General features: G+C 64.3%; 11 protein-coding genes. All 11 read right to left on the bottom strand.

What is annotated here, in order from left to right:
- Positions 1-72: 72 nt before the first annotated feature.
- Positions 73-1,527, bottom strand: a complete 1,455-nt coding sequence (locus IGS61_RS03875; protein WP_230538407.1) for a mannose-1-phosphate guanylyltransferase/mannose-6-phosphate isomerase — start codon at positions 1,525-1,527, stop codon at positions 73-75.
- Between the two features lie 20 nt (positions 1,528-1,547).
- The gene (locus IGS61_RS03880) at positions 1,548-2,702 is read right to left on the bottom strand and encodes a sugar phosphate nucleotidyltransferase (RefSeq protein ID WP_230538408.1); all 1,155 of its coding nucleotides are present in this window, start codon (positions 2,700-2,702) and stop codon (positions 1,548-1,550) included.
- Between the two features lie 33 nt (positions 2,703-2,735).
- Positions 2,736-3,998 carry a glycosyltransferase family 4 protein gene (locus tag IGS61_RS03885; RefSeq protein ID WP_230538409.1) on the bottom strand — a complete coding sequence of 421 codons (1,263 nt, stop codon included), beginning with the start codon at positions 3,996-3,998 and terminating at the stop codon, positions 2,736-2,738.
- Positions 3,979-5,289 (bottom strand): nucleotide sugar dehydrogenase, encoded by a 1,311-nt coding sequence (locus IGS61_RS03890; RefSeq protein ID WP_230538410.1) that lies wholly within the window; start codon positions 5,287-5,289, stop codon positions 3,979-3,981. Before IGS61_RS03890 ends, IGS61_RS03885 begins: the two co-directional genes overlap by 20 nt.
- Positions 5,286-7,301 (bottom strand): heparinase II/III family protein, encoded by a 2,016-nt coding sequence (locus tag IGS61_RS03895; RefSeq protein WP_230538411.1) that lies wholly within the window; start codon positions 7,299-7,301, stop codon positions 5,286-5,288. The genes IGS61_RS03890 and IGS61_RS03895 overlap by 4 nt, the downstream gene beginning before the upstream one ends.
- 7 nt (positions 7,302-7,308) lie before the next feature.
- On the bottom strand, positions 7,309-9,177 hold the full coding sequence (gene asnB, locus IGS61_RS03900) for an asparagine synthase (glutamine-hydrolyzing) (RefSeq protein ID WP_230538412.1): 1,869 nt from the start codon (positions 9,175-9,177) through the stop codon (positions 7,309-7,311).
- 26 nt (positions 9,178-9,203) lie between these two features.
- A complete protein-coding gene (locus IGS61_RS03905) occupies positions 9,204-10,283 on the bottom strand; it encodes a glycosyltransferase family 4 protein (protein ID WP_230538413.1) in 1,080 nt (359 codons plus the stop codon).
- A gap of 172 nt (positions 10,284-10,455) precedes the next feature.
- Positions 10,456-11,724, bottom strand: coding sequence for a glycosyltransferase (locus tag IGS61_RS03910; protein WP_230538414.1), 1,269 nt, complete (start codon positions 11,722-11,724; stop codon positions 10,456-10,458).
- A 136-nt stretch (positions 11,725-11,860) separates the two neighbouring features.
- On the bottom strand, positions 11,861-14,116 hold the full coding sequence (locus tag IGS61_RS03915) for a heparinase II/III domain-containing protein (RefSeq protein WP_230538415.1): 2,256 nt from the start codon (positions 14,114-14,116) through the stop codon (positions 11,861-11,863).
- Positions 14,117-14,309: 193 nt separating this feature from the next.
- Positions 14,310-15,254, bottom strand: a complete 945-nt coding sequence (locus IGS61_RS03920) for a glycosyltransferase family 2 protein (protein ID WP_230538416.1) — start codon at positions 15,252-15,254, stop codon at positions 14,310-14,312.
- On the bottom strand, positions 15,254-16,669 hold the full coding sequence (locus IGS61_RS03925; RefSeq protein ID WP_230538417.1) for an O-antigen ligase family protein: 1,416 nt from the start codon (positions 16,667-16,669) through the stop codon (positions 15,254-15,256). Before IGS61_RS03925 ends, IGS61_RS03920 begins: the two co-directional genes overlap by 1 nt.
- Positions 16,670-16,698: the final 29 nt, after the last annotated feature.

The raw sequence follows: 16,698 nt of genomic DNA on the forward strand, positions 1-16,698 counted from the left end.
GTCGGTGCACCGGTAAGGGGGAAATCGGAGGCAGGCGGCCAGGGGCGCGGCTGCCTGCCGAGTATGGCGCCATCAGGCGCGCTGGTAGACATCCTCCAGGCGCACGATATCGTCTTCGCCCAGGTAGCTGCCCGACTGCACTTCGATCAGGTGCAAGGGCAGCTTGCCCGGGTTTTCCAGCCGGTGCGTCATGCCGATGGGAATGTACGTCGATTCATTTTCCGTCAGCAAGGTCACCTTTTCGCCGCACGTGACTTGCGCCGTGCCGCTGACCACCACCCAGTGCTCGGCGCGGTGATGGTGCATCTGCAGCGACAGCTTGCCGCCCGGATTGACGGTGATGCGCTTGACCTGGAAGCGCTCGCCGATATCGATGCCTTCATAACTGCCCCACGGGCGGTACACCTTGCGGTGCTGCACGTGTTCGCTGCGTCCCGCCTGCTTCAGGTGGTCGACCACCTGTTTCACGCGCTGCACCTGGTCCTTGTGCGCGATCAATACGGCATCGTCCGTTTCCACCACGACCAGGTCCTGCACGCCCAGCACGGCCACCATGCGGCGCTCGGCACGCACCAGGCAATTGCTCACGCCATCGAGATACACGTCGCCGCGCACCACGTTGCCGTTGGCATCGCCCGGCTGCACTTCCCACAGGGCCGACCAGGAACCGACGTCGCTCCAGCCGATGGCGGCCGGCAGCACCACCGCATGCGCCGTATGCTCCATGACGGCATAGTCGATCGAATCGGACGGGCAGGCGGAGAAGGCCTTTTCTTCCAGGCGGCAGAAATCGAGGTCGCGGTAACCGTCGCGCACGGCCGCTTCGCAGGCGGCCAGCATGGCGGGCTGGAATTGCCCCAGCTCGCCCAGATAGCGTTCGGCGCGGAACAGGAACATGCCGCTGTTCCAGAAATAATTACCGGCGGCAAGGAACGACTGCGCCGTGGCCAGGTCTGGCTTTTCCACGAAACGCTCGACCTTGCAGCCCACGGCGCCCGGATGCACGGGCACGCCGCTGCGGATGTAGCCATAGCCCGTTTCCGGCGCCGTCGGCACGATGCCGAAGGTGGCCAGCGCGCCGTCGGCTGCCAGCGATGCCGCTTCGGCGATAGCCTGGTGAAACGCGGCCACGTCGGTGATGACGTGGTCGGCCGGCAAGACCAGCATCAGCGCCTGCGGGTCGATGGCCAGCAGGTATTGCGCGGCCACGGCCACGGCCGGCGCCGTGTTGCGACCGACGGGTTCGAGCAGGATGCCCAGCGGCGGCAAGCCGATCTCGCGCAATTGCTCGGCCACCATGAAGCGGTGCTCATTGCCGCACACCACCAGCGGCGGCATGACGTCGAAGGCGGCCAGTCCGCTATCGCCGGCACGGCGGTTCGGCAAGCTCGTCACGCGCAGCGCCGTTTCCTGCAGCATGGTCTTGTCCGTTACCAGCGGCAACAGTTGCTTGGGCAACACGGCGCGCGACAGCGGCCATAAGCGGGTGCCCGAACCGCCGGACAGGATGACTGGGTAAATTTTCATGGTTTCATTTCAAAAACAGTTTATTGGGCAGCATACAGGGCCGGCGGCGTTTCCGCGCGGCGCAGGCTGCGCCGGTCGCGCGCATTGCCCCACGCATCGTTCTCATACTCGGAAACGTGGCGCATCTGGCCGGCACGGTCGACACTATAATCCTTGAAGACGATCATTTCATCAAGCAACACGCCAGGCAGCACGCGCGTGTACTCGAACAGCACGCTGCGCACCACTTCGGCGCCGCCGCAGACATGGCTGCCGTGGCCGATCCAGGCCGGCCCGATGATGGTCGTGCCCGCTTCGATGCGGCAGCCCGAGCCGATGTAGACGGGCCCCTCGATGCGCGTGCCGCCGCTCCAGTCGATGCTGGTGTTCAGGCCGGCCCACACGCCATCGGCGATGCGGGTGCCAGGAACATGTAAATTGGCAACTTTTCCCATCAACACACTTTGCAGCACTTCCCAGTAATCCTTGATGCTGCCGATATCGATCCAGTTGTACTGGCACTTTTGCGCATGGAAGGGCAAGCCCCGCTCTACCAGCAGGGGAAACAGTTCCGAGCCGATATCGAAGGGCTGGCCGGCGGGAATCAGGTCCAGCACGGCCGGCTCGAAAATATAGATGCCGGTGCTGACGCAATTGGACAGCGCATCGGCCTGCGCCGGCTTTTCCTGGAAGGCGCGGATGCGCCCGTCTGCATCGCTGACCACCACGCCATAGCTCGACACCTTGTCCCACGGCACTTCCAGGGTGATGACGGTCGCCAGCGCGCCCTTGCTGCGATGCTCGCGCACGGCCGCTTCCAGGTCCAGGTCGATCAAGGCGTCGCCGCACAGCACGATCGTCGTCTCGTCGAAAAAGCCGCCGAACTCCTGGATCTTCTTCATGCCGCCGGCCGAGCCCAGCGGCTGCGGCACGACCTCGCCCGCGTCGTTCGTATAGCCTTCGAAGGAATAGCCGATGCGCACGCCGAACTGGTGGCCTTCGCCGAAATACTCCTCGATCTTTTCATGCAGGTAGCTGACGTTGACCATGATATCGGTCACGCCATGCTGCGCCAGGTGTTCCACCAGGTAAGCCATCACGGGTTTGCCCAGGATGGGAATCATCGGCTTGGGCAAATCGTAGGTCAGGGGCTGCACGCGCGTGCCCTTGCCTGCGGCCAATATCATTGCTTTCATCGTCGGACATACTCCATCAGGATTGAGTGCACTTCAGCGGCCATCCTTGCTCAAGGTCACGGGAGCGGCGGGCGCGGCGGCGGGAAACAGGCGCGCATACGCGGCCAGCAGCTTGGGCGCTTCATATTCCCACTCCAGCTCGTTGATCACGCGGTGGCGGCCGAAAGCCCCCATCTGTTCGCGGCGGGCGGGGTCGTCCAGCAATTCGACGATCTTGCGCGCCATGTCGACAGGGTCGTTCTTCAATGCATACAAGGATGCCTGCTGGGCGGAAACCTTGCCCTCGACCAGATCAAACTGCACGATCGGTTTGCCCAGCGCCATGTATTCCATGATCTTGTTCATGGTCGACTTGTCGTTCATGTCGTTGGCCACGTCCGGATTCACGCACACATCGGACGTGTTGAGCATTTCCAGCAGCTGCTGGTCCGGCACGCGCCCCGTAAACGTCACGTAGTCGGCGATGCCCAGGTCCTGCGCCATCTGCTTCATCTGCTCCAGCGACGTGCCGCCGCCCACCAGGCCGAACTGCACATCCTCGCGCTTCAGGGTTTGCACGATGTATTGCGCCGCCTGCAGCAGCAGGTCAATGCCTTCCTGCGCACCCATCACACCCACATAGCCGACCAGGTAGGCGCGGCCCTTCTTGAGTTCCGCCACGGGCGGCAGCACGCGCAGGCGGTCCAGCTTGGGTCCGCTGCGCACCACGTAGACGTCGTTCGGGTCCATGCCGCCCCGCTCGATGGCAATCTTCTTGTACGACTCATTGGTGGCGATCGACACGTCGGCGCTCTGGAACGACCAGCGCTCGAACAGCACCATCAGCTTGTAAAAGAAATCGCGGCGGCCGAACTTGGCTTCGTACAGCTCCGGATTGATGTCGTGGTGGTCGAACAGGAAACGCTTGCCCATCGTCAACTTGAAGAAGCCGCCGATGAGGAACAGCAAATCGGGCGGATTGCAGGCGTGAATCACGTCGAAGCCGCGCGCAAAATGCACTTTCCATGCCAGACGGAAAGTATGGAACAGCGCCAGCGAGTATTCCACCAGGTAGCCCTTGGCCCCTTCCGCTTCCAGCGGCAGGTTGTAGCGGTAGATATGGATGCCGTCGATGGCTTCGTAGCGCGACTCGTAGCCCTTGCCCGTCGGGCAGATGATCGACACTTCGTAGCCATTCGCATGCAGGGTGGTCGCTTCCTGCCACACGCGCCGGTCGAACGGCGACGGCAGGTTTTCCACCAGGATCAGCACGCGCCTTGGCTGGCCAGCCACGGTATTACCAGCAGATGCCGTCATATTGCTCTCCACTTTGTTCCTTGCTGATGCGCACCAGGTCGACGATGTGCTGGTGCGGCCGCAGGCTGGCGGGCACGGTCTTGAATTCGGCCGCGCCGTTGCCGATGACGATGGTGTCGGCAAAATCGAGCACGTCCTGCATGTTGTCCACCATCAACTTGGAAATGTGCGGGATCATGTTCAGGATGTAATCCTGGTTGGCGCCCGTCAGGGCGGCCAGGTTGACGTTCTTGTCGTACAGCTTCAGCTCGTAGCCCTTGCCCAGCAAATACTCGATCACATCGACCAGCGGCGACTCGCGCAAGTCGTCCGTGCCGGCCTTGAACGAGAAGCCCAGGATGCCCACCTTGCGCGCGCCCTTGTCGACGATCATCTTGATGCCCTTTTCCACTTGCTTCTGGTTCGATGGCAGGATAGAGTTAAGCAAGGGCAAATCGAGATCCAGGCTGCGCGCCTTGTAGGTCAGCGCGCGCACGTCCTTCGGCAGGCACGAGCCGCCGAAGGCAAAGCCCGGCTTCATGTAGTACGGCGACAAATTCAGCTTGGTGTCCTGGCAGAAAATCTCCATCACCGTGTGGCCATCGATGCCGACGGCCTTGCAGATATTGCCGATTTCATTGGCGAACGCCACCTTGACGGCGTGCCAGGTGTTGTCCGTGTATTTCACCATTTCGGCCGTTTCCACGTCCGTGCGCACCAGCGGCGCGTCCATTTTTTCGTACAGCTGCACCAGCAAGGCGCCCGCCTTTTCATCGGATTCGCCGATCACCGTCTTCGGCGGATTGTAGTAATCGTAGACGGCCGTGCCTTCGCGCAGGAATTCCGGGTTGTTGCAGACGCCAAAGTCGACGCCGGCCACCTTGCCCGACGCCGCTTCCAGGGTCGGGATCACCAGCGCGCGCATGGAGCCGGGCAGCATGGTCGAGCGCGCCACGACGACGTGGAAGCTATCCTTTTCACGGATGGCGGCGCCGATTTCCTGGCACACCTTGCGCACATGGCTCAGGTCCAGGTTGCCATTGAGCTGCGAGGGCGTGCCCACGCAGATGAGCGACATGTCCGAGCCGAAGACGGCGTCGCGCACGTCGAAGGTGGCGCGCAAATGGCCGCTTTTGACGGTGGCGGCAATCATCTCGCCGATGTCTTTTTCGATGATGGGCGTGGTGCCCTGGTTGATCAGCTCCACCTTGGTCCTGTTCGGATCGACGCCGATCACTTCGTGTCCATCCGTTGCCAGGCAACCAGCCGAGACGGCACCCACATAACCCAAACCAAATATGCTAATTTTCATGTTTTCCTCGTATTTTCTGACAGATCAGGGGTAGCCAAACTCAGGTGAAACTCCGTGCGCAAGGTGGCCGCGCCTTGCACTTGCGCGCGCCAGACCAGGGTCGGCGCAGCCTGTTTTTCATCGAAGCGGCGCGAAATCCAGCCCAGCGGCGGCTCATCGCTGCCGCATACCAGTTGCACGGTGGCATCCGGCAAGGACGGCAGATGCATTTCCAGCGAGAAATCATCGCCCGCCACGCGCAGCACCCGGCCATCGAGCCGCACGCGGCAGCGGGGGTCAAAGTGCCAGAACAGCTCCACTGCATGCGCGCCCTGGCATGCGAGCACGTCGTCGACCACGATCAGCGCGGCGCCGGGCGCCACGCGCACGTCGCGCCGGTGCAGCACGGCATCTTTCAAGCCCATATAGCCGTCATGGCTGGCGCTCCAGAATTGCCCATCGGCATCGTCACGCCACGCCAGACACTGCGCGCCGGCCTTGCGCAGCCACAGGAAGTTGCCGCCTGATTCGGACTGGTCGCGGCCATCGACGCGCACGGTATTGTGCGCGCTGGTGCCGCGGAAGTAATCGCGCCACTGCTTGTGCGTGTGGTAGGCGTAGGTGCCCGGGTCGACCAGCACCGCCTGGCCCGCCACGGACAAGGTCAGCGCCAGCGCATCGGCGTGGCCATGCGCGGCGATGCCCAGGTAGCCCAGCGGGCCGGCGTCGGCAATCAGGCGCACTTCGGATGCCGTATCGAAACGCGCGCCCATCACGTAATAGCCGCCATCGGGGAAGGCGCGCGGCAAGGTTGCCGGCGCGGCGTCCGGCAAGGCATCGAAAGCCTGCGCGCCCGCCTCGCCCAGCAGCCAGGCGCTTTTCTCATCGAAAGTGCGCGCCTTGGCCTTGAAGTCGGCGCGGCTGAACAGGGCCGCGCCGCTGGCCAGCAGCGAGGCATAGGGATTGGCGCCTGGTGTCATGTCCCAGTGCGCCAGCAGCGCGTCGTCGGCGTCGCCGATCATCGGCACGTCGCCCGCCACGTTCGTCATGGCGGCGAGAAAGTCCAGCATGGCTTCCAGGCGCCGCAAAAAGGCGGCCGAGCGGGGACGGCCATTCGCGCGGCCCGCCAGCACGCACAGCAGCATTTCATCGGCCACCGTGTGCTGGTAATAAATAGCTTGCTCGCGGTTCACGCCGTCCGGGCCGTTCTGCAGCAGCGCCTGCGCTTCCAGTTCGCGTTCCGTCTGCGCCAGCCAGCCGGCACTTTCTGGCCAGCAAGGCCATGTGAGCGCGGCGATATGCAAGCCCGTCAATTCGCCAAACAGGTGGTTGTTGGCCGACGAGTGACGCGACAAGTGGCCCGCGATGAAGTGGCAATGCTGGTAGATGCTGTCGAGCCAGCGCTGCAAAAAGGCTTGCCCTTGCGCTCCCGCAAACAAGGGGCTGTTGATGCCACCGAGCAAGTGCCACGCATGCGACCAGCTGACCAGGCGCAGGGCCAGTTCCAGCGCGCTGCTCCAGTTCGGTCCCAGCGGATACGGACACTGCTGCCACCACGATTCGAGCAAGGCTTGCGCCCCGCGCGCATGGCGCAGGTCGCCGCCCAGGCGGTAGGCCATCGCCAGGTCGGCCACGGCCAGGTGGCGGTTCGGTTCCCACAGGCATTTGATGTCGCCCACCACCGTTTCATCGCGGTAATTGAGCGTCTTGCCAAAGCCCAGCGGCACCACGGTGCCCGTCTTCGGATCGCGGTTCCATTGCGGCGGGAAACCCAGGTCCGCATCGCGCAGGGCGAACACGTCGAAACGGCCCGCCAGCAGGCGTTCGGCGGCCGCCAGGTGCGGCGCCGCATCGATGGGCAGACCCAGCCATGGCGCGCCGAAACGCTGGCGGGCGGCGGGCGGCGGCACGTGCGCCAGGCCGTAGCCGCGCGCCTGCAGCCGCTGCTGCACGGCATCACGCACGCGGTGCGCCACCTCGGGCGCCCCCATGGCGCGCAAGCGGTTCAGTTTCCAGGACAAATTGCTCAGCATGGGCATCTCACAGATACTGGCGCTGCCAGATTTCCAGGGTGAGCAAGCTCCACAGCAGCTTCTCGTGGTTTTGCCGCCCTGCAACGTGTTCAGCCAGCACCTGCTGCAGCGCCGCCACATGGTAGTAGTGGCGCGTGCGCGACCCGGCGCCCGTCAGGTGTTCGTACAGGTAATCCTTCATGGGGCCGCGGAACCATTCGTTGACGGGCACGCGGAAACCCACTTTCGGGCGCGCCAGAATATTTTCCGGCAACAACTGTTTCATGGCTTCGCGCAAGATCCACTTGGTGGTACGGCCGCGCACGCGGTACTCATCCGGCAGGCTCGACACATACGCCGCCAGTTCGTGGTCCATGAAGGGCATGCGCGCTTCCAGCGACGCGGCCATGGTCATGCGGTCGCCCCGCTCCAGCAGATTGTCGGGCAGCCAGCTCAGCTGGTCGAAGCACAGGATGCGGCGCAAGGCGCTGTTGTCCGCGCTGCCGCAGCCCAGCGAGGGGTCGCGCTGGCGCACCGGCGGCGGCATGGCCACCAGGCGCGCCCGCTCCTGGTCGGACATCATGCCGAACCAGCGCGGCATGCGCTCGTCGAACGCCTCCAGGCCCAGGTTGACGATGGCCGTCTTGGCGCGGCGGAAACGATACGGCAAGGCGCCGATGGCCGGCTCGATCAGGCCGTGGCGCAGCAGGCCCGGCAGCATCTGGTAGTTGTCCGCATAGCGCTCGTACACGTGTTTCGGGTAGCCACCGAGGATTTCATCGGAGCCTTCGCCCGTCAGCACCATCTTGACCGTCTTGCGCGACTCTTTCGCCAGCAGGTAGATGGGAATGTCGGACGGCTCGGCCACGGGGGCGTCGCGGAAGCGCACGAGGTCGGGCAGCAAGGCGATGACCTGGTCGACGGACACTTCCAGCTCATGGTGTTCCGTAGAAAATTGCCGGGCGATATCGGCCGCATACGCCAGTTCGCTGAAACCGCCCTCCTTGAAGCCGACGGAAAAGGTTTTCACGGGCACGCCCGCATGGCGCGACATCAGCGCCACCACGGCCGACGAATCGATGCCGCCGGACAGGAAGGCGCCGAAGGGCACGTCGGAAATCATGCGGATGCGCACCGATTCATCGAGCTTGGCGAGGAAAGTGGCGACGGGGTCGGCCGGCAGCGGGGCCGCCGCACGGGGCCGGCTGTCGGGCGGCGTGTAGTACACGCGCTCGCGCAGCACGCCGTTTTCCCACGTGGCCGTGGAACCGGGCGCCAGCTTGCGGATGCCCTGGAACAAGGTGGCCGGGCCAGGCACGTAGCGGTAGGCGAAATAATCCCAGATGGCGGCCTCGTCCGCTTGCGGCGCCACGTCGGGCAAGGCCAGCAGGGCCTTGATTTCCGAGCCGAAGGCCAGTTTTCCCTCGTGTTGCCACAGGAACAGCGGTTTCTTGCCGAACGGGTCGCGCGCCATGAACAGGCGGTCGTTGCGCGCATCCCAGATGGCAAACGCAAACATGCCGCGGAAATGCCGCACGCACTCCTCGCCCCATTGCACGTAGGCATGCACGATGGTTTCCGTGTCCGATGCCGTGCGGAAATGGTGGCCCAGCGCGATCAGTTCGTCGCGCAGGGGCTGGAAATTATAGATTTCGCCATTGAAGATGATTTGCACGTCGCCATCCGCATTGCCCAGCGGCTGGTGGCCCGTGGCGATATCGATGATGGACAGGCGGCGGTGCAGCAAGCCCACATGCCAGGCGCCGTCGGCCGTCGCCGCCTGCAGCACGCCCGTGTCATCGGGGCCGCGGTGGGCGATGGCGCGCCCCATGGCGTCGAGCGCGGCGGGCAAGCCGGCGACGGACGAAGGGAAGATCAAACCGGCAATACCGCACATATAGGCTCGCTTAAAAAAGAGTTCGGCTAGACTGCCGGCGGCGCCAGCATGGCGCGGTAGACGCGGCGGAAATCCTGCGCCAGGCGCTCGACCGTATAGGCGCTTTCGATGCGCTCGCGGCACGCTTGCCCCATGCGCTGCAACAGGCCGCGGTCGGCGTCGAGGCGCACGATGGCGTCCGCCAGCGCCTGCGCATTGCGCGGCGGCACGAAAACGCCATGCACGCCGTCTTGCATCACATCGGGAATCGCGCCCACGGGGCACACGAGCGCCGGCGTGCGCGCGGCCATGCTTTCCAGCAAGGCGTACGGCAAACCCTCATGGTGCGTGGGAAAGCCGAACAGGTCGGCATCGCGCCAGGCCGCCTCTTTTTCCACGCCAAATTTTTGCCCCAGGAACGTCACCGTGTCCTGCAAGCCCAGCGCCGCCACCCGCTCGCGCAAGGCCGCGTCGGCCGGGCCGCTGCCCACCAGGGCCAGGGTGGCTGCCACGCCGGCGCCGCGCACCAGGCGCATCGCCTCGACCAGCTCGAACAAGCCCTTGCTGTCGGCCAGGCGGCCCACGTACACGAGCGACAGCGGACGCTGCGGAGCAAGCGTCTTGGCGCCCGCATCCGTACCGGCATCGATGGCGTTCGGGATGACTTCCGGCGCCAGCGCCGCATCGAAGCGGCGATAGCCGAGCAATTCGCACTGCGCCAGCAGCACCAGCGCGTCGGGCAGGCGCAGCACGCGCCGCAGCACGCCCGTCAACAGACCCTTGCCGCCGAAAAACACCTGCGGCAAGGCGCCGCCATGCACCTGGTATAGCACGCGCTTGCCCATGGCCTTGGCCAGCAGCAAGTACACGAGGTCGCGCCAATAGCTTTTCACTTCCATCGACGTGTTGATGTGCACGATCTGCGGCTGGTGCACGTGCAAGGCGCGCACGAACTGAACGGGACTCCAGGCAAAACGCAGCAGCTTGCGCAAGCGCGACTCTTGCCGGCCTTCACTTCCCACCTGGAAATGCACCAGTTGAAAGTCGCGCGACAGGGAACAGGAAAACAGTTGGTTCAAATGGGTAGTCACCCCGCTGACCGCATTGAGCGCGGGTCCAAGCAACATTACAGTAGTCATATTGACATTATATGTTATAAATTTGTAATTTAGCTATGGACGCACCTATTTTTACACCGATCAGGCCACACCCCAGTTGCTTCCACGCAGCATGGCCAGCTTCATTCTGCGCGCCACGGCTTGAATCGGCAACAAATACTTGCTGGCTGTACACATACCGTCAGGCGCCAGCCAGGGCCCGGTAGCGCTGCGCCAGTTCGGCCGACAGCACGCGGTAGCTGCGTTGCGTTTCGATATACGCGGCGCCGGCCTGGGCACGCGCGCGCGCCGCCGGCACATCGCGCAGGATCGCCGTCATCGCCACGGCCAGCGCCGCCGGATTGCTGGCCGTCAGCCAGCCCGCCTGGCTGTCCGACAGCACGCGCACCTGGTCGGGATTGTCATTGCCCACGGCCGGCAGGCACAGGGCCAGGTATTCCAGCAGCTTGGTGGGCGAACAGACATCGCCGATGATGCCGCGGGGAAAGTACGACAGTGCCGCATCGGTGCCCGCCAGCAAGGGCCAGGCCTGGCTCGACGGCAGCCAGCCCGTCACGCGCACGGCGTCGGCCAGTCCCGCGCGCTGCGCGTAGGCCAGCAAGGCATCCACGTCGGACGGCGTGTCCGAGGCGCCGATCAGCAGCAGACAGGCGTCGGGCAACTGCTGGCGCACGATCAGCAAGGCGTCGAGCAGGCGTTCGAGCTGGCGCGACTGGTCCAACGTGCCCAGGTAGCCCAGCAGCGGCACGCTTTCCCAGCCGGCGGGCCGGCACGCCACGATCGATTGCTGGCCCAGCACTTCCGTATCCACGCCCATCGGCACGGCGCTCATGCGCTGCGCGGCGATGCCGTGCGTGCGCATCAGTTCGAGCATCGCCTCGCTTTGCACGAAGACATGGTCGGCGCGCGGCAGCAGCACCCGGTACAGCAGCCAGCGCTCGACCAGGCCCTTGCACAGCACCAGGCGCGCGCGCAAGGTGCGGCGCTGCGCCAGGCTGCTGCGCGCCCGCTCGATGCGGCCTTCGCTGATCAGGAACGAGACCCAGTAATAAAAGGGGATGCCTTTCAGGCGCGCCGCCAGCAGGGCCAGCAGCCCCGTCGGCACCATGTCGCGCACCTGGATCGCATCGCAGCTGGCGCGCCTGGCGGCCAGCAAGGCGCGCACGCAGGTCCATTGGAACGCCAGTTCGCGCGCGATGCGGTTGTGCCGGAAGCGCCCGCTGCGCACGGAGCGAAAGCCCTGCCCCGGTTGTGCCTGCGCCGCGGGCGCATCGGGCGAAGGCATGCCGACGATGTCGCATTCGATGCCGTGGCGCGGCAGGTATTTGCCGAACAGCACGGCGACGTCGGCGCGGAAGGTGGGCAAGCTTTCCGGTACAAATTGCAAAATCTTCAGGGGCATGGGGAAACCGTCTACCTGGCGCGTCAGAGGGGAAGATGGCTCGGGCATAGTCTGCACGAGCCGATACTCATATGAATTTATTATCTATGTTACATGAAAAACAGCATGGCCGTGACTGGCTGCGGCGCAAAAAAAAAAGCAATGCCTGGGCTGGCATTGCTTTTCTTGTGCGGTGCGCGTGGCTTTACTTGGGCAGCGGCAACGTCAGCGTTTGCGTGCCGACGATCACCTTGCGCAAGCCGCCGCTGGTGTCGAGCTTGACGGCGGTGTTCTTGCAGCCCACGTCGAGCACGGTGAGGAATTCGCCGCTGGTGGCCGCGGCCGCCTTGACGAACACGCCATGGTCTTCATAGGTGCCGGCTTGCGGCGGCGGCCCCACGCGGCGCTCGAAGCGCTGCGCCGTGGTGGTCAAGGGCACGATGCACACGCTGCGGCTCTGGTTGGTGACCGAGATCTTGCCGGCAGCGTCGACGACGATCGGCGCGTAGCCATGGAAATTCCATTCGAACACGCGCGGCGTGGCCGACGAGAACTGGTCGAGGATGACGGCCGTGTTGCTGCCGCGCACATACCAGATCTTGCGCACGGCCGACTTGAGCTGCCCCGCATACGCCAGCGTGGCGTCGCCCTCCACGTAATCGACGGCCGGCGTGGTGGAAAACGCCATGATGCGGCCATTGCGCGCCAGCGGCTCTTCATAGCCATCCACGTTTTGCCCGATGCCGCCGTCAAAGGTCAGCGCATTGTGCGACTTCGACGGACGGTACCAGGAATTCCACAGCGGCGAATCGTACCAGTCATACCAGCCCGTCTCCGTCAGCAGCGGCACGCCGCCGCTGAACAGCACGAAGCCGTTCTGGTCGCCATGGCTGTGGTTGAACGAGCCATACGCGCTGGACTTGAAGTACAGCGAAGTGCGGCCACTGTCGGCCAGGTTGCTGTGCATGGCCGTCCAGCCGATGCTCGGATAGTAGGCGGCGTTGGCCGGCGGCGTGGGAGTCGCCGTCACCGTATTGACGGGCATCGGGTAAGGCGACTGCAGGGTGGCCAGCACGTCGTCGGGACGCGTCAGGTTCTTCACATACCAGGCCGACTGCGGCGTGGCGTAGCGCGAGGCGAAGCCTTTCATGAAGCGGAACTCGGGCGCCGTCTCGTGGCCATCGCCAAAGACGTGGGTTTGCTGGCCCGGCGGCACGAAATGCATGAGGAATTGCGCAAAGCCGCGCGACCAGGGCTTGTCGAACATGTTTACGCCCGTGGCCTGCGCCAGCGCCGGCCAGATCTGCAGCGCGAAGTCGGCCTCGTATTCCGCATACGCCGTGCCGTTGGCGAAACCGCCCTCCGGACCGCTCCAGATGCTGAACGAGCTGGCAAACGCGCGGAAGGCGAAGTCGAACCAGGTCTGCGCCTCGGGAATGTCGCCCAGCGCCAGCGTCGACGTCAGGGTCAGGTAGGCCATGCTGGTGGCCGCATGCGAATCATACGGATACTGGTCGAGGCGCCCGCCATTGGCCGACAAATCCTTGTACAGCGCATTCGTGCGCGCCGCCACCACGGACAGCCACTTGGTGCGCCGCGTCGTATCGCCATTGACGACCAGCGCCGTACCCAGGTTGTCGATGGCCTTCATCAGGCTTTGCGCCATGACGCGGCTGGCCATGTCCTGGTTGACGAAGCTGGTGGGACCGGTGATGTTCAGCGCGGCGAACTGGTCGCCGCGGCGGATCGCTTCATCGAGGTAGATCTTTTCGCCCGTCAGGCGGTACAGCAGGGCCGCGCCTTCCAGCTGGCGCGCATTCGGATTGACGCGCGTCATGATGTTGGCCGCCTGCGCCACCACGGCGGCCGTGCGGATGGCGCCCGGCACCAGCGGCCATTCGGCGTCGGACACCGTCTTGAGCGCCGTCATGTAGTACTTCACTTCGTTCGTCAGGCCATTTAACGCCGGCGTGCGGTCCGTGCGCATGGCCGAGGTCCACGTGGAAAACAGCTTGGTCCCGCTGGGCAGTGCGCGCGGCCGGGGCTTGCTCAGGATAGTGTTACGCAAAGTCACATTTTCCGGCACTTCGAACAGCTGCGAGTTACTACCGATCACAAAGTTGCGGGGGCTGGACCACTCTTGCGAAGTGGATGGCCGCACGCGCCATGTATAGTTACCTACAGGAAATGATTTCGGCGGCAAATACCAATTGCGCGAAGTATTGAAGGTTTTATACAGCACACCGCCCTGCATCACCTGGACGACGTAGGCTGGCGGCAAGGTGGCATGCCGTGACCAGGTGAAGGTGGGAGGATTTTGCGGCTGCGACTGCATATTGTCGGGCAGAGGACGAACGGCAAGGGCTTCGCTCGACTGGACCCAGTCGGCCTGGGCCATTCCGCACAGCGGCAATAACAATAGCCAGGCGGCGCGCAGCAGGGGACGTTTGCTAGATTTCATGGCGGGGGCTTCCTTTGCCGGGGGGCGGATTGAAGGTCGGGAAAACATTACTTTTGGTTACTATTTAACTTGTACAATGTTACCGCAACGCAAACAGTACGGCTTTTTCGCACACAAGTATGGAGGTTTGGGCGCCCAAAGAACTCGGGCGTATGCCGCAATTATACCGAAATGCCTCCCGGCAACGCCGGAATTAAGCGGGGGTGCGTGATTTACGCCACAAGGACCAGCGCCGCGTCATGCCCGGTGTAAATAACACGCACATGGCGGCCGTCGTCCACCAGTGGCGCGTCACGCCATGGCGGGCAGCGCGCGCCAGTTCGGCCAGGGCCGCGCCGCGCCGCCCCCCTTCGAGCATTTCGCGCACCACGGCCACGCGCGCATTCGAGGCCAGCAGCAAGGCCGGCCGGCGTGCCCGGTTGCCGGCCGGCCAGGCGCGCGCGCGCGCCTCGAGCCGCAGAAACACGGGCAAGACCACGTCGCGCCCCAGGATGGCCGTCAGGCTGCCGCCCACTTCGCGCCGGTACGCCACCAGCGGCGCCGCCGCCAGCACCAGGCGATGCTGCTCGGCCAGGCGAAACCACAAGTCCAGGTCTTCGCCGAATTGCTCGCCTTCCGGGAAACACGGTTGCAGCGCGGCCAGCGCCGCGCGCCGCACGGCGACGGAATTGGTGCAGAAGAAGGGCCAGTGCTGGTTGAAATGCGTGAAGAATTCACCGATGCGCTGCGCCTGGGCGGGCGCGACGGGCGCGCCCGCCATGTCCGGCGTGCTGCCGGGCGCGAAACTGGTGTAGCCGGTGGCAAAAAAACAGTCGTCGGGAAATGCCTGCGCCAGGCCGACCTGCGTGCGCAGGTAGTCGGGCGCGTACAGGTCGTCCGCATCGAGAAAGCAGACGAGTTCGCCCCGCGCCTCGGCGATGCCGCGGTTGCGCGCGCGCGACACGCCGCCATTCGCCTGGCGGATCAGGCGCACGCGCGCATCCGCGCAGGCCAGCACGCGCTGCGCGCCGTCGTCGCCGGAACCGTCGTCGACCACCAGTACTTCCCAGTCGGCATGCGTCTGCGCCAGCACCGACGCCAGGGTCGCCTCGACATACGGGCCCTTGTTATACAGCGGGATGATGACCGAGCACAGCATTACGCCATTCCCGGCACGCGTACCTTGCGCGCCCTGACCGCCTGCCGGTCGGCCGTCGGATAGTAGGCGGCCACGATGATGAGCAGCAGCAAGTGCGTCAGCGCCTCGGCGGCGAAACCGGCCAGCGACAGGGGCACTTCGCTGAAGGAGCGGCTGATGATCAGCACGAACAGCGCCATCGACAGGCCCTGGCTGGCCCGCGCCGTGCGCGCCGCGCCGTACAGCAGCACGATCACGTACAGCACCAGGCCGACGGCGCCGACGGTGCCCGCGCTCGACAGGCTCTGGTAGAACTGGCTGTGCGCATGCGTGGCGTACGGCATGCCGATGCTCAGGCGGAATGCCTCATCCCAGATCTGCAAGCCATAGCCGAACACGGGGTTCTTGTGCCATTCCTGCACCGCCACCTGCCAGATCACGTCGCGCCCCGTAAAACTGAGCAATTCGAAGCCTTCATTGCTCGAGGCAAAGCGCGCCAGCTTGGCGTCGAGGTTGCCGAACATCACCAGCAGCATGCCCAGCACGCACAGCAAAATGAAACAGAAGATGCCGATGATCGACAATTGCGGGCGGCGGTAGTCGAACAGGCGCTCCTTGATCTGCTCGCGGAAACCGAAATACGCGATACAGGCAAAGCACAGGATGCAGGCGATCCAGTTGGTTTTCGATTGCGCCAGCATCAGGCTGGCCAGGCCCAGCGTCCAGGCGAACAGGTTCAGTGCGCGCCAGGCATACGGCTTGCGCCACAGGCACAGCAGGAAGGCCACGGCCATCGGTCCCAGTCCGTTCGCATGGCTGGCCAGGCCCGCATAGCGCACGCTGAGGAAGGGAATCAGCCCATGGTAGTTCTTGTTGAAGACCATGTTCGGGTTCCAGGCCGCGACGGCCGCGCTGAGCACGAGGAACAGCAAGGTCGCATTGCGCATCGACACGATGCTCATGTCCACCTCTTTCGGCGTCATCAGCAAGGCGGCGTAACCGGCCAGGAACATGTACAGGTATTCATGCGAGACATCGGTATGGCTGCCCAGGAAGGCGGGGCTGAGAATATTCGTCAGAAAATAGATGAACAGCGCCCAGAACAGCAGCATCGGCATGGGCTTGAGCGTTTCGCGCTCCATCAAACGGTGCAGGATGCGCTCGCCGCAGGCGAAGATCACGAACAGCGAGGTCATGCGTCCAAACCAGACGCCGACCGGGTGGCGCACCGTTTGCGCCGTCAGCAGGATCTCGTTGCCGGAGATGTCGCGGTTCGACAGGATGGCCGTCAACGCGATCGACAGCATGACGGGATAGAACACGTAGGGCACCAGCCCCGTCTCGCGCTTATTCCCCCAATGAATGCTCAAGGCGATGACGAACACCAGCAGCAGCGCGCTGATCAGAGCAAACAGGCCAAACAGTATTTCACTCATGTGATTCTCGCGTATCCAGTAAGTTGTCG

Source organism: Janthinobacterium sp. FW305-129 (genome assembly GCF_020858115.1).
In the GTDB taxonomy this organism is placed as follows: domain Bacteria; phylum Pseudomonadota; class Gammaproteobacteria; order Burkholderiales; family Burkholderiaceae_D; genus Janthinobacterium.

Excerpts from the sequence above, each read along its gene's own strand:
- IGS61_RS03875 (WP_230538407.1), bottom strand. The coding sequence starts at position 1,527 with ATGAAAATTTACCCAGTCATCCTGTCCGGCGGTTCGGGCACCCGCTTA.
- IGS61_RS03880 (WP_230538408.1), bottom strand. The coding sequence starts at position 2,702 with ATGAAAGCAATGATATTGGCCGCAGGCAAGGGCACGCGCGTGCAGCCC.
- IGS61_RS03885 (WP_230538409.1), bottom strand. The coding sequence starts at position 3,998 with ATGACGGCATCTGCTGGTAATACCGTGGCTGGCCAGCCAAGGCGCGTG.
- IGS61_RS03890 (WP_230538410.1), bottom strand. The coding sequence starts at position 5,289 with ATGAAAATTAGCATATTTGGTTTGGGTTATGTGGGTGCCGTCTCGGCT.
- IGS61_RS03895 (WP_230538411.1), bottom strand. The coding sequence starts at position 7,301 with ATGCTGAGCAATTTGTCCTGGAAACTGAACCGCTTGCGCGCCATGGGG.
- asnB (WP_230538412.1), bottom strand. The coding sequence starts at position 9,177 with ATGTGCGGTATTGCCGGTTTGATCTTCCCTTCGTCCGTCGCCGGCTTG.
- IGS61_RS03905 (WP_230538413.1), bottom strand. The coding sequence starts at position 10,283 with ATGTTGCTTGGACCCGCGCTCAATGCGGTCAGCGGGGTGACTACCCAT.
- IGS61_RS03910 (WP_230538414.1), bottom strand. The coding sequence starts at position 11,724 with ATGCCCGAGCCATCTTCCCCTCTGACGCGCCAGGTAGACGGTTTCCCC.
- IGS61_RS03915 (WP_230538415.1), bottom strand. The coding sequence starts at position 14,116 with ATGAAATCTAGCAAACGTCCCCTGCTGCGCGCCGCCTGGCTATTGTTA.
- IGS61_RS03920 (WP_230538416.1), bottom strand. The coding sequence starts at position 15,254 with ATGCTGTGCTCGGTCATCATCCCGCTGTATAACAAGGGCCCGTATGTC.
- IGS61_RS03925 (WP_230538417.1), bottom strand. The coding sequence starts at position 16,669 with ATGAGTGAAATACTGTTTGGCCTGTTTGCTCTGATCAGCGCGCTGCTG.